The sequence below is a fragment of the Delftia sp. WSY_7 genome (genome assembly GCF_043104845.1).
Lineage (GTDB): Bacteria > Pseudomonadota > Gammaproteobacteria > Burkholderiales > Burkholderiaceae_C > Comamonas > Comamonas tsuruhatensis.
This window is the reverse complement of the sequence record NZ_JBICLB010000056.1, coordinates 101550-121880: the sequence shown is the minus strand read 5'-3', so window position 1 is coordinate 121880 and position 20331 is coordinate 101550. Positions and strand designations below refer to the sequence as shown.

Genomic DNA, 20331 nt, shown 5'->3' with positions numbered 1-20331 from the left:
GCGGTTGCGTCCGATATGCGGCATGCGGCTATCGGGCAGGAGTCACTTTGATGGTGCGGCCCTTGGCCTTGCATTGCGCCAGCAGCATGTCCACCCAGGCGCGTTCGACGAGGAAGCTGCTGCCGTAGATTTCCTGGGCCGTTTCTCGCACGTCGGTCGCGAGCTTGATGGATTTCATTCTTGCCAGGCTTTCACCATCCGCTTTGGCGTCTTCTTTCGTCAGCGTTTTGGGCGAATAGAGATGCCAGCCCATATTGACGATCTCGCCGCCATTGAGCCAGACCATCCACACGTTCGGCTCGGGATCGGACGGATGGTCGGGACGCTGCTGCACGAAGCAAAAGGTATTGCTCTGGCGGGCTCTTTGGGTTTCCCAGACTTCATCCTTGAACTTCAGGTATTGCCGCAGCGCAGTCATGGACGCGACTCTTTCCTGCGCAGGCCGAGAGTAGTCGGCAGCCGTCGGCTGGGTTTGCTGGCTGCTGATTTCAGCCGGCGATGCTGGTGGCGGCGATGATTCGGAGGCTTGGGCACCTATCAAGCAGGCGCTCACTGCAATGGCAGTGGCAAGGCTGGCCATTGGGAAATGGCGATGCGGTTTCAAAGCGCTTGATCCGGTATGGGTTGGTGACATGGAGTGCCCTCCTTGGTTTTCGATGTGTTTGGGGATCAGTCGCGTTTGCGCAGCCGGGCATGTGTGTAGAACATGTTTCTAGCCAGCGCGGCGTGCTGAATGAAGTCGGCACCGGGAGAGCTGGATTTCGCAGTTCTCCAGGCGAACAGGCCTGTGGGGGTAGGGTCTGGCGGCACCGCGCCGGTGGCAACGTCCAGGGCCGCCTGCACAAAGTCCAGATAGGCCTTGCGTTTGGGATGCAGGCCGTTGTTGGCGTTGTCCACATAGTCGCGGAGGTTCTTGGCAATGTCGGGACCCAGCTTCGGATAGACGTTGAAGCCATGGAATTGGACCGATCCCCGGTCATCCGCCATGACGATGTCCTCGACGCTGGTGGCACCGCGGGCCATGAAGTCTTCAGGCTTTCCGCTTTTCAAGCGGTTCTCGATGACTCGGCGCATCCATTGCATTCCGGTTTTCACGTTGTCGAGATTCCAGGCCAGTGAGGTGTCGCCCGGCGAGACGCTTTCCGCCAGGAACAGCCTTGCCAGCATCCCCTCCGTCGTGCTCTCCGCAGGCAGCGAAATGCTCTTCTCCACCTGCACGGTGATGGCTGCGGGCATGACGCTGAGCCCGCTTCCCTGCACCGCCACGATGCTGAGCTTGGTGAGCCCGGGCTGCTGCGCCACGAAGTCGAATTGCCAGCTGTCGGCGCGGGCGTTGTGTACGGGGGGCTGGGCCGCAAGAATGCTGGGCGCATCGATCCTGGCGCCCAGCTTGTAGGTCTTGGCGACGGCCTCGATCTTGACGCGCAGGCGGTTGCCCTCGACCAGCGTCAGCGTGGAAGGAACCGGTGCGTTGTGCGGGAACTTGATCTGTACGGTGGGCATGTGTGCGAGCAGGGAAGTGGTGATTCAGTGGTTCGGTGATTCAGTGGCTCGAGGACTGGGGCCGGGGCGCCGGCCCCGCACGGGCTGGCGGCGCTGGCGCAGCCAGGCTTCGGGGTCCAGGCGGAAGTCGCGCGCGTCCTGGGCGGGCTCGGCGTGGGTGAGCCAGGTGGTCCAGCCGAGCTGGGTGCTGCTGCCCAGCCGGGCGGCAGGCACTTCCTGGCGGCGCAGCACCAGCACATAGTCCCAGGCGTATTCGATGCCCAGGTAGTTGCGCACCCAGTCCACCAGGGTCTGGAACAGTGCGGCCTGGGGCAGCAGCTGCTGGTACTGCTCCAGGCCCAGCGGGCCGAGCACCAGGCGGAACTTGCTTTGCGCATCGGGCACGCGCGAGCCCACGACGGCATCCACGCCCAGGCGCGAGTTGCAGGGGCGGCTTTGCAGCCGGGTCTGCTGCCCGGGTTCCAGCTCCAGGTGGTGCAGGCAGTTTTCTTCCAGCCGCACGGGGATCTGGAAGTAGTGCGACAGGGCCTGGCACAGGCCTTCGGGATTGCGTGTCCAGCGGGTCAGGTGGCCGGCCATGAAGCGCTTGGCGTGGTCGGGCACGTCGTCGCGTGCGCGCTGGCTGGGCAGGCCGGTGCCGATGAAGCTGTCTATGTAGCGGCCGAAGGGGTCCTCGCCGGGGCGGTCCAGCGATGCCGTGGGCTGGGCGTCCGACCAGGCGCGGAACAGCAGCAGCAGCATGCGGTGGTGAAAGATGTCGGAAAAACGCGCCAGCGTGGCGTCGTCATGCTGGCGCAGGCGCTCGCGCACGTATTCGGTGATGTGCGTGGGCAGCGGTCCGTTGGGGCCGTACAGGCCGAAGTTCCAGACCGTCATGCGCTCGGGCTCGCCGGCGCGCGAGGGCAGGATCTCGGCGATGGTGGCGGGCGCGAAGGCCAGCGACGGGTCCTGGCCCAGGCGCAGCGGTTCGTCCTTGGGGCGCGTGGCCTGGCCCAGGCGCGGCAGGCCGGGGTGGCGCGCCTGCAGGTAGCGCAGGCTGTGCATCAGGTCGAACTGGTAGGGCCTGGCGCTCAGGCGCTGCCAGAACAGGCGCGCCCGGGCGTCCTCGGACGCGTTCGCCTGCACGTTGGGCAGCTCCGGGTCCTGATCGGGCACCGGCTGGGCAAGGGGAGCGTGCGCGGCGTTGCTCATATGCCGGGCCGTTGTCCGGGGCGTGGCGCCCAGTGCGCGACGGGGCCGCGCTGGCGAGAGTGCAGCTGCAGCTCGGTGAAGCTGTTGACGCCCACGTGGCGGGCAAAGAACCGCTCCAGCATGTTGGCCAGGGGCCAGGGGCTGACACCGGCCATGGCCGGCTCGTCCACGCTCAGGTGCACGCCCACGCCGCGCCCGTAGACGAGCTGGCGGTGCTGGGGCAGGCGGCGCGTGATGGGTTCGATGCGCATGCCCTGGATGGCGGCGATCTGTCCGGCCAGCTGGTGGTTGCCCAGGTCCAGGTACAGGCGCAGCAGCTCCTGCAGCGTGGCGGCGCCTTCCTCGTCGGACAGGTCGGTCATGGCCAGGTAGTTCAGGCTCAGGTGGGAGATCAGCCGCCAGGTGAGGCCGCCATCGGCCACGGCCGGTATAGGGGCGCTGGGGCCGGCGATGACGCGGGCCCAGTCCACCGGTGCCGACTCCTGAAGGGCAAAGTCGCCGCCCGGCTGGTTGACGCGCATGAGCAGGGGCAGGTCGCGGTTGGTGCACAGGGTATGCATGGACAGCTGCTTGAGCTCGTCGGAGAACGGCGCCTCGCGCTGGTCCACCAGCGAGATGAAGACTTCCGAGCCCAGGTACTGCGTGCGCGGGCCGCTGCGCAGGCTGCGTTCGGAAAACAGCCGGGGCTCGCGCCGCGTGGTGAAGTAGGCCTGCTCGGTGGAGTGCAGGCCGTGAGTGGAGGCGTACAGCGGCGCAAATTCACGGTCCTGCGTCTTGCCTTCGTGGTGGCCGGTGACGGCCTGCACGCCGTAGACCTCGAAGTCCAGCGGCCGCATGCGGTCGGCAACGACGTGGTATTCGTGCACGTTGGAGGCCACGTGCAGGCGGTCCGCCGTGTACTCGAACAGGTTGATGGCCGGGATGCAGTGCATCAGCAGCTTGGCCGCGTCGATCTGCGGCTCCAGCGTGGGCGCGGCGCGGCGCAGCAGCAGCGTGATGCCCACGCCGTCGTGGGCAATGCGGCGCATGCTGCGCGACAGGCCGTTGATCGAGAAGAACCGCTGCCGCGCGGGAAACGCGAAGTACTCGTGCAGCAGCCGGTGGCCCTGGAAGGCGCGGTGCGAATAGGGAATCAGGGCCTGTTCGCTGTCATGGCCCTCGGCGCGCAGCGCATCGGGCGGGAGCACGTCCCAGACCTGGCGCGGGTCCTGCGGGTGGTGGACCACGATGGCCAGCGTCTGCGTGTGGATGAGCTCCTGCAGATGGGAAGCGACGACGTCGCCCGCATGGATGTACACCCACAGCTGGTCCAGCGCCACCTGCATGCACTGCGAGGCATCCAGCGTGGCCAGCTGCAGCCGCAGGTGGCCGCCGGCCTCGCCCAACTGGGGCACCAGCGCATGGGGCAGGTCCAGCGCCGGGCCGCCCAGGCGGGCCTGGCGTATCTCCAGCGGCCACAGCGTCAGCGGCCCGCCGGTGCGGAAATCGCAGATGGTCTGCTCTTCCTGCACCTTGTGGGTGCGCAGCACGCTGCCCGAGGGCAGGGTGAATCCATCGACCAGGTTGCCTTCCTTGGCACTGGGCTTGAGCTGGACCACCACCATGGATGGCGTGGGCGCCAGGTAATGGGGGCAGACCATTTCCAGCATGCGCTGGGACAGGCGCGGGAACTCCGCGTCCATCTTCAGCTGGATGCGTGCGCTCAGAAAGCTGAAGCCCTCCAGCAGGCGCTCCACATAGGGGTCGGCCACATCGGTGTCGTGCAGCGAAAGACGGCCCGCGACCTTGGGAAAGGCGGCAGCGAACTCGGCGCCCAGCTCGCGCAGATAGGCCAGTTCGCGGTTGTAGTACTCGACGAGGCGGGGATTCATGGTGTGTGTGGCGGCGTCCGGGCTCAGGCCCTGAGGTTTTGCAGCGAGACCTGGCCGGTCTCCAGGTCCAGGCTGGTCTTGAGCAACAGCTCCAGCGGATAGGGCATGGACCAGAACTGGCAGCGGATCTCGAACTGCAGCGTGTTGTGGTGGTTGAGCTGCTCGGTGGAGGCCAGCAGCGTCACGGCCAGCGTCTTGGGCAGGATGCGCGGCTCGAAGGCCAGGATGCTTTCGCGGATGCTGCGCTCCACATGGCCCCAGTCCAGCTCGGACAGCAGCTGGCCGGCCAGCGGCGGCATGCCGTAGTTGATGACCGAGCGCTGCACATGCTCCAGCCCCTCCATCTCCACGTGGTCCCAGGCATCACGCGCATTGAGCAGCCAGCCCAGGTCGCGCAGCAGGGCCTCGCGCAGGCGGGATTCGTTCACGAAGACCGCATCGGGCCGCTCGGTGCGCAGATGGGGCTCATGGTCGGTCAGCCGGTCCAGCAGGGCGGGCTGCAGCCGGTCCTTGGCTGCGGTCGCCTGGTTCTGGCGCGTGCGCAGCGTGGGCATGGGGTTGAGGGGACTGGGGCGCATGGCTTGTTTCTTCAGGAACCGGCCGGCCGGGCAGCCGCCAGGGGGTTCACGGGCTCCTTCGCCTTCAACGCCGGGTCTTGGCGGCAGGCGGAAAGAGGGCGCGAACGGGCAGAGAAGATCTGAACGATCTGCTCCTTGTCATCGGTGGACACCTTCATGCAGGCGCAGCCATAGCCGTGGCTGCCATGGCCGGTACGCACCCAGTCACGGTTTGCAAAGCGGGGCCAGTCACCCTGGGCCTGATGGCCGCCCTGCACGCCAACGGTCCAGTCGGTATCGCGATCGGTCAGCGAGGCATTGGCGGGCGTGGGATTGTCGAACCAGCCGCAGCGCAGGGCATTGGCCGGGCCGTGGCTGGAGGCCGATGCATGCCACGGGCCCAGACACAGCAAGGCAGCCAGCAGCAAGAACGGGCAGCGCAGGGCTTGCGGGGACGCGGGGGCGACTGTTCCGTGCATGGCTTGCTCCGTCATCGCGTGGCGGTGTCCAGCGCCAGCTGGCGCACCTGCAGCATGGGAAAGTCCTCGGAGTCGGTGACCCAGGTGCGCTGGCCGTGGCCGGCCACGTGGCCCGAGGATTCGTCGGGATCGGAGGAGCCTGAGTCCAGCGGGCTCCACTGCGTGCGGCGCGACATGCGGACGGCGTCGTCATCGCCGGGCGCCAGCGGATAGCGCGCGGGCATGAAGCCCTGCAGCGCGCCGCCCTCGCGCAGCGTGACCTCGCAGGGCAGCCAGATCAGGTCGCGCAGGTCCTGCACGGGCTCGAAGCCGATCTGTGCAATGGCGTCGAAGGGCAGCCAGTAGTAGCTGCCGTGGGCCAGCAGCTCGCAGACAGGGCCGAGGCGGGTATCGCTGTCGGCCAGCCATTCGAAGCGGTGCTCGCCCATGTGGCCTGCGATGGCGGGCGCCTCGTCCAGGGCGCGGGCGCGCAGGTCCTGGGCGGCCGCTCCCTCATGGGCCAGGGCGTCGATCAGGCAGGCCAGCCATTGCGCGGGCTCGCCCATGAGAAAAGGCTTTTTCTTGCCGGCGAAGACCTCGGCGCGCAGCACCTCGCAGCGGATGGCCTCGCGGTAGGCGCGCGCCATGGGCTCGCACGAAGGGTCGAGCTGCGCGCACAGCTGCAACTGCTCCAGCGCCTTTTGCCATTCGCCCAGCACGCACAGCAGCTGGAAGTAGTAGACGCGCAGGGGCGCCGAGGCCGGGGCCTGGCGGATCTGGTCCTTCAGGGCCTTGAGTTGCTCGTCCAGGGAAAGCTGTGAGGTGAAGCTGGGCAGGGGCATGGTGAAAACGCAGGAAAAAGAGAGGGGCGGGGTGCGGCTGCGCCCCGGTCAGTCGTCGTAGGAGCGGCAGCCCCAGCGCACGGCGTCGGGCGCCTCGCCGGCCACATGGCCGATGACGATGCGCGGTGGCGTCTCGTCCAGGCCCTTTCTGAGCGGCATGGCGCGTGCGTACTGGGCGGGCAGTTCGCCGAAACCTTCCAGGTTCCAGCTGCTGCGCGCCTGCGGCCGGGCCTTGGTGCGCTGGACCAGCGCCTGCAGGCTGCCCGTGGCGCGCGCCGCGACAATGCTGCCGCTGCCGCCGCGCACGGTGATGGAGGACACCTGCGTGCCATCGATCTCCAGCGGTGTGGCAAACAGGTAGAGCAGGTCCAGGCTTTCGCCGGGCGCGCGGTCCACCACGGTCACGCCCTGCGCGCGCAGGCGCTGGGCCAGCGCTTCGTCGCGGCCATCGGGAAACTCGATGCGGCAATGCAGGGCGTCGGTGAACAGGGTGGTGATGTCCGCTGCCGTGGCGGGGGCGGCCTGCACCGTGGCGCAGGCCGTGCCGGCCAGCAGCAGGGTGAAGAAAGCTTTGGAACAGGCGTTCATGGCGTGGCTCAATGGGCGCATCAGGCGCTTCAGGGATGGCGGTAGATCTTGAAAGCGGGCTTGTGGGTGCGGTAGCCGGGCCCTGCCCAGAAACCGTTCTGCTTGAAGTCCGAGATCCAGACGCTTCCGTCGAACATCTGCATGTGGCCGGCGGGCGATGAGGTGAAGCCCTCCATCACCGCCACATCGCCTTTCTTGTAGCCACCTTCTGGCATGGCGTCGTAGCGTGTGAAGCCGGCGGCCACCAGGCTGGTGCCGTAGTCCTTGGCATCGCGCGTGCGCTGCAGTGCGATGCCGCCAGCGCCGATCGCATCGCGCACATAGCGCGCGCAGTAGCCGGCCGAACTGGCGCGGGCATTGGTCTGCAGGGTGGCGACGGCGTTGTCTACATTCCAGGGCATATGAAAATATCCTTTTGATTTCTCTTGATTCTTGATTTGGAGATATTGCTGAAAAGCCTTGTTGGTGACACGCGTTTCACCATGAAAATTTCAGAGGAACCGGCAGGCGCATGCGGTGCACATCCGAAAGAACCATGAAGTCCCCACCATGGCCGTTCTTATCCCTCCATTCCAGGAAATGCTTGTTCTGTACTATGTATTTGCGCCTTTGCGCCTCGTCTGGAGGTACGTTTGCCGTCTCCTGGCCTATGTTGACGCCAGGACGTGCGCCACCCCAGCAATCCACACCCTGGAAACCCCAGCAGCCCAGAGGCTGCGAAACTAATGAGTCACTGTCATTGAAGTCATAGCAATCACGAAGGTAGAACCCAAGTTCATCAATTTCCACGGACATCTTGCCCGGCTCCTCTGTGGTGACCAAGCCAGATACAGCCAGGTTGAGTTGAGACTCGCCCATGGCACCGTAGAAATCGTCCATGGGATCCAGCATCTTGCCAAATACCAGGAAATTCACCTGGCAGGTGTCTTCGAGGATTTTTGCGTGATTGTTCAGGTTGCCAAAGCGCCAAATATTTTGTCCTGAATGTGCAGTTTCCTGGTTTTTAATTCGACGTTTCAGCTGCTCAATCCCGGCATGGCTGTTCCATTTGTTCTTTAAAGTTTCTTGGGCATTTTTTACTCGCTCGAATCCTAATGCCCATTTCATGGTGACACTGGTTTCATCCAGATGAACTGATGGCAATTGACTCAGGCGATAGGGATCCAGGCTTCTCTTTGCCAATGTCGGCATTTTGTAGGCCGCCCCATTGAACCATCGTTCCATTAGTTTTGCTGCCACAGGCCACCCCATGCGTGTACGCATCACGGCCGGTATATCCCGAATTTTGAATACCGGAGTCTGGTATTTTGGTGCGTTCAATGATTCCAAGTGACTTTGTAAGTCACGCTGAAATGATTCGGTATCTATCGAAAGAATGCTCCCCATGTTACCCCTTTAATTTTTGAGAAATATAAAATATCTCAGGTTAGGTTTGCTATTTTTGCGAAAGATGGCAGTTTCAAGGCATTATTTGTTTTTCGGTCAATGGAGGACAGTCCGTGCATTCAGGTGGAATACCTTCAAAAACCACATCTCTGCCAACCTGAATGGTACTGATGGGAGGATTGAGGTACCAATATAACTGTCCGTTGATCCATAGATCAACCACTTTGCTCTCTTCCATCAATGTCTCAGGATTGATTCGATACAGTCGAACGAATCCAGGTAGTTTCATATCCATGTGGAAAAGTCGTTGCAAAGGAGATGCATCGTAGTACTCCAGTCGATAGACTTGCCGCGGACTAATGGATGTTCCAATCAGTTTTGGGGTCAGACCATATGGAACCCACAATGCCAGACTCACGGCAATCACCGCAAAAAATGCCCAGACCAAATATTTCAGCAATCTTTTCATGATTTTCTTAGGGCATGGAATGGCTTCTGGCGTACAACAAAATGCATCTTTCCTGTAATCAGGTACCGCTGCCGCCGACCCGCCGCAGCCGGCCGGCGACATCGTCTTACTTCGCGCCCTGCTTCACGGAAGGCAGCTTGGACACCAGGCGCAGCGACACCGTCAGGCCTTCCAGCTGGTAGTGGGGGCGCAGGAAGAACTTGGAGGTGTAGTAGCCGGGGTTGCCCTCGACTTCCTGCACCTGCACCTCGGCGGCGGCCAGAGGCTTGCGGGCCTTGGTCTCCTGCGAGGAGTTGGCCGGGTCGCCGTCCACGTAGTTCATGATCCAGTCGTTGAGCCAGCGCTCCATGTCGGTGCGCTCGCGGAAGGAGCCGATCTTGTCGCGCACGATGCACTTGAGGTAGTGCGCGAAGCGGCAGCAGGCGAACATGTAGGGCAGGCGCGCCGACAGGTTGGCATTGGCCGTGGCGTCGGAGTCGTAGTACTCGGCGGGCTTGGCCAGCGACTGGGCGCCGATGAAGGCGGCCACGTCCGAGTTCTTGCGGTGCACCAGGGGCATGAAGCCGTTCTTGGCGAGCTCGGCCTCGCGGCGGTCGCTGATGGCGATTTCCGTGGGGCACTTCATGTCCACGCCGCCATCGTCGGTGGGGAAGGTGTGGGCCGGCAGGTTGTCCACCGCGCCGCCCGATTCCACGCCGCGGATGGAGGTGCACCAGCCGTAGTACTTGAACGAGCGGTTGATGTTGACCGCCATGGCGTAGGCCGAGTTGGCCCAGCAGTACTTGCCGTGGTCGCCGCTGTCGGTTTCTTCCTCGAAATCGAATTCATCGACCGGGTTGGTGCGCGCGCCGTAGGGCAGGCGTGCCAGGAAGCGGGGCATGGCCAGGCCGATGTACTTGGCGTCGTCGGACTCGCGCAGGCTGCGCCAGGCGGCGTACTCGGTGTTGGTGAAGATCTTGGTCAGGTCGCGCGGGTTGGCCAGCTCCTGCCAGGATTCCATCTGCATGATGGCGGGCGCCGCGCCCGAGATGAAGGGGCAGTGGGCCGCGGCGGCCACCTTGGCCATTTCACCGAGCAGCTCCACGTCCGGCGGGCTGTGGTCGAAGTGATAGTCGCCCACCAGGCAGCCGAAGGGCTCGCCGCCGAACTGGCCGTACTCCTCTTCGTACACCTTCTTGAAGACGGGGCTCTGGTCCCAGCCCACGCCCTTGAAGCGGCGCATGTTGCGGTGCAGCTCCTTCTTGGAGATGTTCATGACGCGGATCTTGAGCATCTCGTCCACCTCGGTGTTGGTCACCAGGTGGTGCAGGCCGCGCCAGGCGCCTTCGAGCTTCTGGTAGTCGTCGTGGTGGATGATGCGGTTGATCTGCTCGGACAGCTTGCGGTCGATCTCGGCAATGATGGCCTGCACCGTCTGGTAGGCATCGTTGGACAGCGTGATCGCCGAGCCCAGGGCCTGCTGGGCCAGCGTCTGCACGGCCGCTTCCACGGCTTCGCGGGCCTGCTCGGTCTTGGGCTTGAATTCCTTTTGCAGCAGGCTGCCGAATTCGCTGCCGGCCAGTGCCTGGGTCGATTGTTCGAGTTGGGTTGCGGTATTCATGACGTGCTTGCCTTCCTGATGTGCTGCCTCAAGCCTCGGATGCATGGCCCGAGGCCTGCGGGGCAGTGATATTGGGCGCGGCGGCCAGCGACTTGAGCAGCGCAGGGTCCTTGAGCACCTTGCCGATCAGCTCCTCGGCGCCCTGCTTGCCGTCCATGTAGGACAGCAGGTTGTGCAGCTGGGTGCGTGCCTCCAGCAGCGAGTTGAGCGCGCCCACGCGCCGCGCGATGGCGGCGGGGGAGAAGTCCTCCATGCTCTCGAAGCTCAGGTCGATGTTGAGCTTGCCCTCGCCCGTCAGCGTGTTGTCCACCTGGAAGGCGACGCGGGGCTTGATGGACTTCATGCGCGCATCGAAGTTGTCGATGTCGATTTCCAGGAACTTGCGGTCGGCGATTTCGGGCAGCGGATCGACGGGCTTGCCCGACAGATCGGCCAGCACGCCCATCACGAAGGGGATCTGCACCTTCTTTTCCGAACCGTAGATCTCGACGTCGTACTCGATCTGCACGCGCGGCGCACGGTTGCGCGCGATGAATTTCTGACCACTCTTGCCGGTTTTGGTGAGCGACATGCGGGTGTTCCTTTCAAGAAAAAAATGGGTCGCAGAAGTAAAAAGCCTGGAGTCCCGCCTTGCGGCGGACCGAAGGGCTGAGGGCGCAAGAGGCCGTGTGGAAACGGTCAAAGCCGTGGAAAGGCGCAGATGTCATGGGGACGCTGGCTCCTTGAAGTCGAAGTCCGGCTCCAGCAGATCAGTGCACGCTTCGCAATAGAGGTAGGACACGGAGCGTTTGCTCTCTGTGGTTCCCCAGCCGGTGCCGTCATCGATGGCCAGCCGGAATTCGCGGCCACCCTTGAAGCGCACGACAGCACTGGCGCTGCAACTACCGGTTTCATAGGCACGCGCGTAATTGAACTGGCTGCTGGGCCTGGCGTGGCGCAGGAAATAGCGCACACGCTTTTCGTCAATGCGCAGTGAATCGCAATGGATGCGGGGGTCTTCGCTTTTGGCGGTGCCGTCGCGGGTCGTGATGCGCTCGATGGCGCTTGCATGCCGTGCACCGGCATCTGCGAAGGCTGGCGTCGAGAGACCCACGCCCAGGGCCATGAAACAGCATTTGGCCTTCATGTCTGCTGCTCCTGTAGGTGGGCGCCCGTGATCACTTCCACCTGGGCCAGGCTGTCGGGCGACAGTTCGCGCAGGATGTCCATGAAGCCCATGCGCATGAAGCGGGCGGCACGGCGGATGAGTAGGGGGGCGGGGTTGGAGGGCTCGGTGCGCTCCACGAAGGCGGCGATTTCCAGCAACTGGGCAATCGCCTGTTCGCGGTTGCGCGCCGGGGCGGGTGCCGAGCCTGGCGCGGGGTGGGCCACCGTGCCGCCCTCTGTACCGGTTTGTGCGGCCGGATCGGCGTCGGCGGCCGTGTCGGCATCGCCTGTGGACTGGGGCTGCCATTGCTTGAGGGCCAGCAGCAGCTGGCGCAGGCCGTCGAGCTCGGGCTGCTGGTGGCTGGGCAGGTGCTGTTCGCAGCAGGCGCGGATCCGGTCGAGTTCCTGCAGCGCGGGGGTGACGGCCAGCAGGGTTTCGTGGCCCTCGGCATGTGCGCGGGCCGAGGCCATGCGCAGCTCGTCGGCGGTCAGGTGCGGCAGGTCCTCGGGCACGTTGCCCCTGGCCATCAGTTCGGCGTCGCGCACGCTGATCTGGCCCAGGGCGCCGCGCAGGAAGTCGGCGTTGCGCAGGTCGCGCACAAAGCCCGTCACGTCCGACAGGGTGCCCAGGGCGTTCATGCGCATGAAGTAGTCGTCGCCGTCCTCGGGCAGGGGGTGGACATGCTCCCAGTGGCGCTCCAGCAGGGCGGCGCACAGCTGCAGGCCCTGCAGCGTGCCGGGCAGGCCGTGCAGGATGGTCCAGGCACGGCACAGCAGCACGGCCACGCGCAGGTCCTTGGTGCGCTGCATCAGGGCCGAGGCCTGGCGCTCCACGTCGCGCCAGTCCGGTGGCTCGGCGGGGATGACGGTGTCGCCGAACTGCTGTTCGACCTTGCCCTGCGCAGCGCTTTCCATGGACTGGAAGTCGTTGTCATAGGTGAGGTCCGGGCCGCAGGGGGGCTCGGCGGAGGTCTCGGTCAGCAGGTCCTGGATATTGGCCATGGGCGGGATTCGATGTGGCTTGGGGTTTGGTGTGCAGGGGCCGTGCGCTCTGTGCGGGTTCAGGCGCCCTTGAACAGCCGGGTGAACAGGCGGCGGTGCAGCACTTCGTGCTGGACCACTTCGTCAGGGGCGTGGCGCGGCGTGGCCGAGATCCACCAGACGGAGGTGGTGGAACCGGGGCGCATGCAGGCGCGCCAGTCCATGCGCGGCAGGCGCGCGGCGTTGCCTTGCGAGGCGCCCATGTCAAGGTCCGCCAGCAGGCTGTGGATGGAGGTGCTGTCCGGCGCGCTGCGCTCCTGCTGGAACGGCCATTGCAGGGTGGCCAGCCGCTCGTCGAGCTGCTGGGCCGACAGGGGCAGGCGCCGCGCGTCGATGAGCGCATCGCGTGCGCCGCTCAGAAAGCGTTCGATGTCCTGGTCCGACGCCGGCATGCCGGAGCTGCCGTCCACCGTGGCCATGATGGCCAGCGGAAAGAGCCGGCCGATGCGGTCGGAGCTGGGGCCAATCACGCCCACCATGGACTGGCCCAGGATGGAGGCAGGGCACAGGAAGAACCACAGCGGCGAGTGCACGAAGCGCGTGGACCAGTTGTCGGCCGCATCGCTGCGCAGCTGGTCCATGCCGTTGCGCAGCCATTCGTCCCAGCGCATGGTCAGTGCGTGGGGCATGCGCCGGCCGACGAAATCGCCCTGGCTGGGCAGCTTGCCCCACCATGCGGCGCATGGCCGCTGGACAGTCATGGCGTTCACAGCCGGTCCGGACATTCGAATTCCTCCATGGCCTTGAGCCGGAATGGGTTGAGGACGCTGCTGGTGGTGACTTCCATGCGCAGCTTGCGTCCGTCGATGGTGAAGATGGCCGTGAAACGCTCGGGCGAGTTGCCCGGCAGGATCTGGGCACGGTCGAACAGGCGGTGCAGCGCCCAGGGGCCTTCGGTCACGATGCCGGTGTTCTGGGCGCCGGCGGCCGTGATCTGCAGCCGGGCCTGGCCGGTGCCGCGCGTGCCCGGCCAGGAGACGGCCTTGGGGATTTGCGGGCCGTGCTGGTAGCGCACGATTTCGCCGTCCACGTCCAGCACCATCTGGGAGATGGAGGCGTCCATGTCCAGCGGCTTGATCTCCAGCCGGATGCCGGGCGTGTTGCCGCCTGCGCGGAAGAACACGTCGCGGATGGAGGCCGCGCGCTGGAAGGCGGCCAGCGAGGCAGAGCCTCCCACCGGCGTGCCGTCCACACCTTGCTTGAAGGTCCAGGGCACGGTGGAGATGTCCACCATGGTCTGCAGCTGGGTGCGGAAGAACTCGTCCATGGTGCCGCCGGTGGCGAACAGGCGGGCGAAGTCGTCCGTGGTCACGTCGCGCGTGGCGCTGCGCGTGAAGGGGTAGCGGCCCAGGATGGCACGGCGGCAGAAGTCGCCGATGGTGGCGTTGAGGTTGCCGCCCAGCGTGCTGCGCACGCTGCTTCCCACGAAGGACGAGGTGGACGTGGCCAGGGCCTCGTACATGCTGTTGAGCGGAGGCGGCACGCGCTTGGCTTCCGAGCGCACCTTCTCCAGCGTGCCGCTCAGCGAGGGAGGCACGCCGCCGCCCTGGATCACCTGCTGGCGCGCCGAGGCGATGACGGCCGCCGCCTCGTTGAGCACCTGCAGGCTGGCGGTGATGGGCGCCGGGCCCGAGCCGTTGCTGGTGGCAAGGCGCCGGTATTCGCGGAAACGGAAGTCCACGATGTCGGCCTCCAGCGTGCCCGTGGCCAGCATGCCGCCCACGTTCAGCGGCTTGCCGGTCAGGCGGCTGAGCTGGTGCTGTTCCTCGCGGATGCGCTGCAGTTTCTCGCCCAGCCAGCTGCTGGTGCTGCCCGAGCTGCCGCCTTCCTGCTGGTCCGGGCGGCGGGCCAGCGTGGTCTCGCGGGCCACGGCGCGGATGAACTGCTCCAGGCTGGAGTTGGCGGACGAGTACAGGCGGGCCTGCTCGCCGGCCTGCTCCAGCGAGGCCGTGCGTATGGGGCGGATGTCGGCCAGGAAGGTTTCCCACAGGCGCGCGTACTCCATCAGGTACAGGCGCTTGACCTCGTTGGCCAGTTGGCCCGTGAGCACTTCCTGGGCCACGCTGCGCCGGCCTTCGGCCTGGCCCAGCACCCAGGTTTCCTCTTTGGCCAGCAAGGTGGTGACCTTGGGCAGCTCGTGCAGGAAGAGGCCGTGGTAGCCGTCATAGGTGAACAGGCCGCTGATGCCCTGGGTGAGCGGCTTGCCGCTGGCACGCGCAAAGACCTGGGGCGCCTCGGGTCCGCTGGCACGCACCACGCTGAAGTCGGGCGGCAGCTTGTCGCCGGTGTTCAGCAGCTGCTTGAGGCGGCTGTAGGCACGCTGGGCGGGCGACATCTGGGCCAGGCGCTGGCGCACTTCGGCGACCAGGTTGGCGTCGATGGGCTGGGCGGAGACCACCACGCGGCCGTCGATGAGGCGGTCCAGATGCTCGGACAGCTGGTCCACCAGGCCGGCCTGCACCAGATGCTGGGGCAGGGTGTTTTCCCAATCGCTGCGCAGCCAGGCCTTGACGAAGGTGGCGTCGAAGTGGTCGGGCTCGTAGAGCATGAGATAGGCCTTGAGCGTTTCGTAGCTGGCCTCGGGGCTGCCGGTGCTGACCTGGCGCAGCGAGCGCGCGACATGGCTGCTCAGGCGCGGCAGCCAGGCGTCTTCCAGCAGCCGCAGGTAGGTGGCGTGGGCGGCCGTCTGCACCTTGGGCACCTGCAGCAGGCCCCAGCGCCAGCCCAGCGGGGCCGATTCCTCGAAGCGGCTGCTCTGCGCCACGCGCGCCGCGTGGTTGAGCATGGGCACCAGGGCGACCACGTTGTCGGGATCGGTGGCCTTGGATTCCTCCACGGCCTGGCGCAGCGTGCCGGCGTTGTCGGCCACTTCGTTCAGGTAGCGCTGGTTGTTCTCGTAGCTCAGCGTCCAGGCCAGGGCCGCGCCGCCCAGGGCCAGCAGCAGGGCGCACAGGCCGGCGGCCTGCAGCAGGCGCAGCTGGCGCTCTTTCTTGGCGTTGCGCCCGGTCAGGCCGGACTCGTTGAACATCACGTCCTTGAACAGCGACTCCAGGAAGTAGCTGCGGCCCTGCTGGGGCACGGCATCGGCCGGCAGGCGGCCGCGCAGCGCAAAGCGGCGCGACAGGGCCGACATCACGCGGTCGAAGGGCATGCCCTCCTGCGTGCCGCTGGTGAAGTAGACGCCGCGCAGCAGCGGCTTTTCCTTGAAGCGGGAGGCGGAGAAGGCAGCATCCAGCGTGTCGCGCACCACGTCCTTGAGGCCGGCAAACTGCTGGGGCAGTGCGTAGAGCAGGCTGCGGCGCGCAAGATCGGGCTCGGTCATCAGCCGCTGGGGCAGCAGGCGGTTGATCTGGGCGACCAGGGCGTCGAACTCCTGCATGTACAGGGCGCTGGCCGCCTGCGGGTCGCTCGCGGGCGAGCGCTGGGTCTTTTCGTCATAGGGATAGGTGAAGCCCCAGACCTGGGCGCGCTCCTCGCGGCTCATGGCCCCGAAGAACTCGTTGAAGCCCGCCAGCAGGTCGCTCTTGGTGACCAGCACGTAGACGGGAAAGCGGATGGTCAGCTCCTCGCACAGCTCGCTCAGGCGCAGGCCGATCAGCTGGGCCAGTTGGGCACGCTCGGTATCGCTGCTGCTGAGCAGCTCCTGCACGCTGAGCGTGACGATCACGCCGTTGACCGGCTGGCGTCCGCGAAAGCGCCTGAGCAGCTGCATGAAGCCCTTCCAGGCAGCCTTGTCCTGCTCCGCATCGCTTTCCTGGGTGGTGTAGCGGCCGGCCGTGTCCAGCAGCACGGCTTGGTCGGTGAACCACCAGTCGCAGTTGCGCGTGCCGCCCATGCCGGGGATGGCGCGCTTGCCGAACTGGGCCGCCAGCGGGAAGTCCAGCCCCGAGTTGATCAGGGCCGTGGTCTTGCCCGAACCCGGCGAGCCGATGATCAGGTACCAGGGCAGCTGGTAGATGTAGCGCTTGTTCCAGCGCCCGAACAGGCCGCCTTCGGTCTGGCCGAAGCGGGTCTTGCTCAGCGTGTCCAGGGCTTCCTTGAAGCGGGACTCCAGCTCGGCCACTTCCTCGGAGCCGGCAGCGGGCGTGCCGTCCGCCTCGCGCGGCGAGGTCAGGCGGGCCAGGCCGGTCATGAGGTGCTCGTTCATGCGCTGTGCGCGCCACCATTTCAGCAGCAGGCGCAGGAACCAGAGGATGAACAGGCCGGCGATCAACCACCAGCGCACGGTGGGGCTGCCCAGCGGCTGGTAGGGCTGGATGAAGACGAGGGGGCCGACGAACCAGATGAGCAGGCTCAGGGCCACCAGGCCCAGAAGCTCCAGCATGTAGCGGTTGAACAGCCATGAGGCGATGCGACGGATCATGGGGGTCAGTTCCTGGTCTCGGGTGCGGCAGGCAGCGCCTGCAGTTGCTGGTCACGCTGCTGGGGCGCGACCAGCAGGACGATTTCCACCCGCCGGTTCAGCGCCCGGCCTTCGGCCGTGTTGTTGGGGGCGACGGGGTCGCTGTCGGCACGGCCCTCGGCATGCAGGCGCTGGCGGTCGCGCAGCGAGCCGCCCAGCATCTGGGACACGGCCTGGGCGCGCTCCTGCGACAGGTTCCAGTTGGAGGGGAAGCGTGCCGTGCGGATGGGCAGGTTGTCGGTGTAGCCATTGACGATGACCTTGCCCGGTACTTCGTCCAGCGCCGCGGCCACGCGGTGGATGACCTGCACGTAGCGGGGCTTGACGACGGTGGCAGCCGGGTCGAACAGGCCGTCGCCGCGCAGGATGACGGTGCTGCGGTCGGCTTCGTCGCGCACGCTGACCAGGCCTTCGCGGATTTCGGGCTCCAGGAATTGCCGCAGCCGCGGCTTGATGGTGGCCACGGTGGCAGCCGCCGAGGTGCGCGGGAACCGGATCTCGTTGATGGCGGCGAACAGATCATCCGAGCTGTTGGACAGCCGGTAGCTGAACCACAGGTAGATGAAGAACGCCAGCAGCAGCGTGATGGCTGCCGCCACCCACAGCGGCACCATGGCCCAGGGCGGCGAGGCCAGGCGCTGCACGCCGCGCCAGTGCACGGACAGCAGGCTGCTGCGGTCGCCGCGCGTCGATTCGATGAGCTGCAGCAGGCGCGCCTTGAGCGTCTCCAGCTGGGCGCGGCCGTTGTCGATCACGCGGTAGCGGCCTTCGAAGCCCAGCATCACGCAGTAGTACAGCAGCTCGATGAGGTCGATGTGCTGGTGCGGCGTCTGCACCAGCCGGGCCAGCAGCTGGAAGAACTTCTCGCCGCCCCAGGTTTCGTTGTGCAGGGCCACGAGCAGGCTGTAGTGAGGCCAGATACCTGCGCTTCCCCAGGGCGTCTGGGCGGCGGTTTCGTCGAGCACGGTGCAGATGCAGTAGCGTGCGCCGATGATGGTTTCCATGGGCACGCCGCTGGCGCCGGCACGCTGCTCGAACTCGCGTATGTGTTCGAGCAGCAGCTGCTGCAGCGCGCGCGGGTCTTCGTTGGTGACCATGGCGCGGATCTGGGGGATGAGGTTCAGCAGCTGGTTGGCGGCGGCCACCAGCGGGTTGCCGCCGCTGACCACGTCGGGCAGGTTGGAGCGCAGCGGCTCCTGGCCGGCAGGCGCGGTTGCGCCGCTGGCTGCGCCTTCGGCTCGGCCCGCGTCGCCGTCTCTCCCCCAGGGCATTTGGTGGCTGATGTTGGAACTGTTCATGTCGGAAGATGCGTCGCGCCGTCAGCGGCGGATGGCCCAGAACTCCAGCTGCAGGTCGGGGAATTCACCGGAGACGTGCATGGCAAGGCCGCCGGAGCTTTGCAGCTGGTTCCACAGGTCGTGCGTGGTATCCACCTCGAAATAGTTGTAGCCCGCGTGGTAGGGGATCTCGCGCGGGGCGATGGGCAGCGGCCGCAGCGTGACGCCGGGCAGGTGCAGGTTCACCAGGTCGCGTATGCGCTCCACGGGGCCCAGCTTGGTCTGGGTGGGGAAGTGGGTGCGCAGGAATTCCGGCGTGGTCTGGGCATGGGCGGCCAGCACGAAGTCGCAGGTGGTCAGCAGCTCGGTGGACGGGATCAGCGCCACGCGCACGCCGTACTGGCGGTCGTGCAGCGGGATCTGGATGGCGTTTTGCTCCAGCACCGAGGACAGGCTGCGCCGCAGCTCCAGCATCAGTGGCGGAAAGCTGCGCCGCAGGTCGTCGTGGTCGTAGGCGGGCAGCACCTCGGGGCGGCGGCGCTCGTGGTCGAAGGTGGTCAGCTCGGCGGCCAGACGCAGCAGTTCCTCGAACAGGCGCTCGGGATGGATGCTGCCGGTGCGCACCCAGTGCTGGGCGGCGCCCGTCCAGTGGTTGATGAGCTGCAGCAGCAGGAAGTCGCCGACCTCGCCGATGCCGCCGCGCTCGGGCTGGATCATGCGCTGGGCCAGAACCTCGCCGCGCTGGCGCAGCAGGCCGTGGATTTCCTTGCAGAAGGTATTGAGCACCGAGCTGGGCCCGTTGTTGACCACGGTGGGAATGAAGCCGGGCTCCAGCAGCACGCCTCCGCTGGCCTGGCGCTCGACCACATGGGCCACGGGCAGGCTGACCCAGCCTTCGGTCAGCTCGTGGGCGGGGCGCAGGCTCAGGCGCAGCCGGCCCAGCTGCACCTCGGCGGGCTGGGCGCCCACGTCGTTGCTGTCCGCCACTTCGGTCACGTCACTGAGATAGCGCGCGGGGCTTTGCGTGCCTTCGCCAAAGGTGACCTCGCTGCCCGACAGGCGGCGCAGCGGCAGGGCCAGGTGCACCACCACGTCCTTGAGGTCCTTGCCGATGTCCAGCGGGGTGGGCGCCTCGTCGTCGCCCGGCAGCTGGAACGGCGTGCCGTCGGGCAGCACGCCGTGTGCCGAGCGTATGCCCAGCTTGCCCATGCGCAGCAGATCGGTGTCCAGCTCCAGTTCCGAGAAGCCCCAGAAAAAGGGCTGTCCCGGCAGGCTGCGCGACTGCAGTTGCCGGAACAGGAAGCGCTCCTGCTGCTGGAAGTGCTGGGGCCGAAGGAACATGCCTTCGGCCCAGATGACTTTGCGTTGCCAGACCATGGTGGATAGATGTGCGTTTATTGGGATGCGGGTTGGATGCGCACGGTGACCTCCTCGCGGGTCAGGTGCACCTGGTAGCGCACGGGCTGCAGCTTTTCGGTGGAGCCCATGCCCCACCACCGCCTGCGCAGCTCCACGGAGTTGGGCGCGGCGGCCGAGGCGCGCCAGGTGCTGCGCTCCAGATCGCGGTAGGCGGCGAACAGGCCGAAGGCGCGCACATCGGGGTTGCCCTTGCGCTCAATCACCTGGCGCTGGCCGGGCGCGATCAGGAATTCCTCGCGCCGCACGAAGTCGCTGCCCAGCTGGCCATCGTCCTTGTCCTGCAGGTCGAAGAAGCCGGCGCGGTCGAAGGCGGCGGAGGCGCGCAGCTCGTAGATGCGCAGCAGCACGGGCTTGGGGATGCCTTCGCGGTCGGGGTTGATGTCCATGTCGGCCACCACCTCGAACACGGCGGCGGGCACGGCCGTGGGCGCCACTTCAGGCGCGCGGCTCAGGGGATTGAGGGAGCCGCAGCCGGCCAGGCCGGTCGCCATTGCCGTGCCCAGGCCCAAGGCGCCCAGCGTTTGCAGCGCCTGACGGCGCGCTTGCGGTACATGCGGTGCATGCGATTTCCACATGGCTTC

20 protein-coding genes are annotated in these 20331 nt (G+C 66.1%); all 20 read right to left on the bottom strand.

What is annotated here, in order from left to right; genetic code table 11:
• Positions 1–28: 28 nt before the first annotated feature.
• The 20 genes from ACF8ME_RS29350 to tssJ all read right to left on the bottom strand — a co-directional run bounded on the left by ACF8ME_RS29350 (position 29) and on the right by tssJ (position 20325).
• A complete protein-coding gene (locus ACF8ME_RS29350; protein ID WP_227472492.1) occupies positions 29–634 on the bottom strand; it encodes a hypothetical protein in 606 nt (201 codons plus the stop codon).
• 35 nt (positions 635–669) lie between these two features.
• Positions 670–1503 carry a hypothetical protein gene (locus tag ACF8ME_RS29345; RefSeq protein WP_047219155.1) on the bottom strand — a complete coding sequence of 278 codons (834 nt, stop codon included), beginning with the start codon at positions 1501–1503 and terminating at the stop codon, positions 670–672.
• 24 nt (positions 1504–1527) lie between these two features.
• The gene (gene tssG, locus ACF8ME_RS29340) at positions 1528–2694 is read right to left on the bottom strand and encodes a type VI secretion system baseplate subunit TssG (RefSeq protein WP_392419333.1); all 1167 of its coding nucleotides are present in this window, start codon (positions 2692–2694) and stop codon (positions 1528–1530) included.
• Complete coding sequence (gene tssF, locus ACF8ME_RS29335; protein WP_016446993.1) at positions 2691–4565, bottom strand: type VI secretion system baseplate subunit TssF; 1875 nt, start codon at positions 4563–4565, stop codon at positions 2691–2693. The genes tssG and tssF overlap by 4 nt, the downstream gene beginning before the upstream one ends.
• A gap of 23 nt (positions 4566–4588) precedes the next feature.
• Positions 4589–5143: a type VI secretion system baseplate subunit TssE gene (gene tssE / locus ACF8ME_RS29330; protein ID WP_016453373.1), complete on the bottom strand. Its 555-nt coding sequence runs from the start codon at positions 5141–5143 to the stop codon at positions 4589–4591.
• Positions 5144–5154: 11 nt separating this feature from the next.
• On the bottom strand, positions 5155–5601 hold the full coding sequence (locus tag ACF8ME_RS29325; RefSeq protein WP_392419332.1) for a DUF4087 domain-containing protein: 447 nt from the start codon (positions 5599–5601) through the stop codon (positions 5155–5157).
• A gap of 11 nt (positions 5602–5612) precedes the next feature.
• The gene (locus tag ACF8ME_RS29320) at positions 5613–6422 is read right to left on the bottom strand and encodes a type VI secretion system accessory protein TagJ (protein WP_392419331.1); all 810 of its coding nucleotides are present in this window, start codon (positions 6420–6422) and stop codon (positions 5613–5615) included.
• Between the two features lie 48 nt (positions 6423–6470).
• Complete coding sequence (locus ACF8ME_RS29315) at positions 6471–7010, bottom strand: hypothetical protein (protein ID WP_224986303.1); 540 nt, start codon at positions 7008–7010, stop codon at positions 6471–6473.
• Between the two features lie 29 nt (positions 7011–7039).
• Positions 7040–7411, bottom strand: a complete 372-nt coding sequence (locus ACF8ME_RS29310; RefSeq protein ID WP_012205679.1) for a hypothetical protein — start codon at positions 7409–7411, stop codon at positions 7040–7042.
• 76 nt (positions 7412–7487) lie between these two features.
• The gene (locus tag ACF8ME_RS29305; protein WP_392419330.1) at positions 7488–8396 is read right to left on the bottom strand and encodes a DUF6402 family protein; all 909 of its coding nucleotides are present in this window, start codon (positions 8394–8396) and stop codon (positions 7488–7490) included.
• Between the two features lie 73 nt (positions 8397–8469).
• Positions 8470–8865 carry a hypothetical protein gene (locus ACF8ME_RS29300; RefSeq protein WP_080518211.1) on the bottom strand — a complete coding sequence of 132 codons (396 nt, stop codon included), beginning with the start codon at positions 8863–8865 and terminating at the stop codon, positions 8470–8472.
• Positions 8866–8971: 106 nt separating this feature from the next.
• On the bottom strand, positions 8972–10465 hold the full coding sequence (gene tssC / locus ACF8ME_RS29295) for a type VI secretion system contractile sheath large subunit (protein WP_016446990.1): 1494 nt from the start codon (positions 10463–10465) through the stop codon (positions 8972–8974).
• A 28-nt stretch (positions 10466–10493) separates the two neighbouring features.
• Positions 10494–11036, bottom strand: coding sequence for a type VI secretion system contractile sheath small subunit (tssB, locus tag ACF8ME_RS29290; RefSeq protein WP_133073820.1), 543 nt, complete (start codon positions 11034–11036; stop codon positions 10494–10496).
• 132 nt (positions 11037–11168) lie between these two features.
• Complete coding sequence (locus ACF8ME_RS29285) at positions 11169–11591, bottom strand: hypothetical protein (protein WP_046240104.1); 423 nt, start codon at positions 11589–11591, stop codon at positions 11169–11171.
• Complete coding sequence (gene tssA / locus ACF8ME_RS29280; RefSeq protein ID WP_392419329.1) at positions 11588–12613, bottom strand: type VI secretion system protein TssA; 1026 nt, start codon at positions 12611–12613, stop codon at positions 11588–11590. The genes ACF8ME_RS29285 and tssA overlap by 4 nt, the downstream gene beginning before the upstream one ends.
• 59 nt (positions 12614–12672) lie before the next feature.
• Positions 12673–13377, bottom strand: coding sequence for a type VI secretion system-associated protein TagF (tagF, locus tag ACF8ME_RS29275; protein ID WP_392419328.1), 705 nt, complete (start codon positions 13375–13377; stop codon positions 12673–12675).
• The gene (gene tssM, locus ACF8ME_RS29270) at positions 13359–17015 is read right to left on the bottom strand and encodes a type VI secretion system membrane subunit TssM (RefSeq protein ID WP_392419327.1); all 3657 of its coding nucleotides are present in this window, start codon (positions 17013–17015) and stop codon (positions 13359–13361) included. The genes tagF and tssM overlap by 19 nt, the downstream gene beginning before the upstream one ends.
• A 5-nt stretch (positions 17016–17020) precedes the next feature.
• Positions 17021–18352, bottom strand: coding sequence for a DotU family type VI secretion system protein (locus ACF8ME_RS29265; RefSeq protein WP_043790650.1), 1332 nt, complete (start codon positions 18350–18352; stop codon positions 17021–17023).
• Between the two features lie 21 nt (positions 18353–18373).
• Positions 18374–19708, bottom strand: coding sequence for a type VI secretion system baseplate subunit TssK (gene tssK, locus ACF8ME_RS29260; RefSeq protein WP_016453380.1), 1335 nt, complete (start codon positions 19706–19708; stop codon positions 18374–18376).
• A 17-nt stretch (positions 19709–19725) separates the two neighbouring features.
• Positions 19726–20325, bottom strand: a complete 600-nt coding sequence (tssJ, locus tag ACF8ME_RS29255; RefSeq protein WP_016446983.1) for a type VI secretion system lipoprotein TssJ — start codon at positions 20323–20325, stop codon at positions 19726–19728.
• Positions 20326–20331: the final 6 nt, after the last annotated feature.

What these genes read in the sequence shown, in the direction of transcription:
- ACF8ME_RS29350 (WP_227472492.1), bottom strand. Translation starts at nt 634, where the DNA reads ATGTCACCAACCCATACCGGATCAAGCGCTTTGAAACCGCATCGCCAT.
- ACF8ME_RS29345 (WP_047219155.1), bottom strand. Translation starts at nt 1,503, where the DNA reads ATGCCCACCGTACAGATCAAGTTCCCGCACAACGCACCGGTTCCTTCC.
- tssG (WP_392419333.1), bottom strand. Translation starts at nt 2,694, where the DNA reads ATGAGCAACGCCGCGCACGCTCCCCTTGCCCAGCCGGTGCCCGATCAG.
- tssF (WP_016446993.1), bottom strand. Translation starts at nt 4,565, where the DNA reads ATGAATCCCCGCCTCGTCGAGTACTACAACCGCGAACTGGCCTATCTG.
- tssE (WP_016453373.1), bottom strand. Translation starts at nt 5,143, where the DNA reads ATGCGCCCCAGTCCCCTCAACCCCATGCCCACGCTGCGCACGCGCCAG.
- ACF8ME_RS29325 (WP_392419332.1), bottom strand. Translation starts at nt 5,601, where the DNA reads ATGCACGGAACAGTCGCCCCCGCGTCCCCGCAAGCCCTGCGCTGCCCG.
- ACF8ME_RS29320 (WP_392419331.1), bottom strand. Translation starts at nt 6,422, where the DNA reads ATGCCCCTGCCCAGCTTCACCTCACAGCTTTCCCTGGACGAGCAACTC.
- ACF8ME_RS29315 (WP_224986303.1), bottom strand. Translation starts at nt 7,010, where the DNA reads ATGAACGCCTGTTCCAAAGCTTTCTTCACCCTGCTGCTGGCCGGCACG.
- ACF8ME_RS29310 (WP_012205679.1), bottom strand. Translation starts at nt 7,411, where the DNA reads ATGCCCTGGAATGTAGACAACGCCGTCGCCACCCTGCAGACCAATGCC.
- ACF8ME_RS29305 (WP_392419330.1), bottom strand. Translation starts at nt 8,396, where the DNA reads ATGGGGAGCATTCTTTCGATAGATACCGAATCATTTCAGCGTGACTTA.
- ACF8ME_RS29300 (WP_080518211.1), bottom strand. Translation starts at nt 8,865, where the DNA reads ATGAAAAGATTGCTGAAATATTTGGTCTGGGCATTTTTTGCGGTGATT.
- tssC (WP_016446990.1), bottom strand. Translation starts at nt 10,465, where the DNA reads ATGAATACCGCAACCCAACTCGAACAATCGACCCAGGCACTGGCCGGC.
- tssB (WP_133073820.1), bottom strand. Translation starts at nt 11,036, where the DNA reads ATGTCGCTCACCAAAACCGGCAAGAGTGGTCAGAAATTCATCGCGCGC.
- ACF8ME_RS29285 (WP_046240104.1), bottom strand. Translation starts at nt 11,591, where the DNA reads ATGAAGGCCAAATGCTGTTTCATGGCCCTGGGCGTGGGTCTCTCGACG.
- tssA (WP_392419329.1), bottom strand. Translation starts at nt 12,613, where the DNA reads ATGGCCAATATCCAGGACCTGCTGACCGAGACCTCCGCCGAGCCCCCC.
- tagF (WP_392419328.1), bottom strand. Translation starts at nt 13,377, where the DNA reads ATGTCCGGACCGGCTGTGAACGCCATGACTGTCCAGCGGCCATGCGCC.
- tssM (WP_392419327.1), bottom strand. Translation starts at nt 17,015, where the DNA reads ATGATCCGTCGCATCGCCTCATGGCTGTTCAACCGCTACATGCTGGAG.
- ACF8ME_RS29265 (WP_043790650.1), bottom strand. Translation starts at nt 18,352, where the DNA reads ATGAACAGTTCCAACATCAGCCACCAAATGCCCTGGGGGAGAGACGGC.
- tssK (WP_016453380.1), bottom strand. Translation starts at nt 19,708, where the DNA reads ATGGTCTGGCAACGCAAAGTCATCTGGGCCGAAGGCATGTTCCTTCGG.
- tssJ (WP_016446983.1), bottom strand. Translation starts at nt 20,325, where the DNA reads ATGTGGAAATCGCATGCACCGCATGTACCGCAAGCGCGCCGTCAGGCG.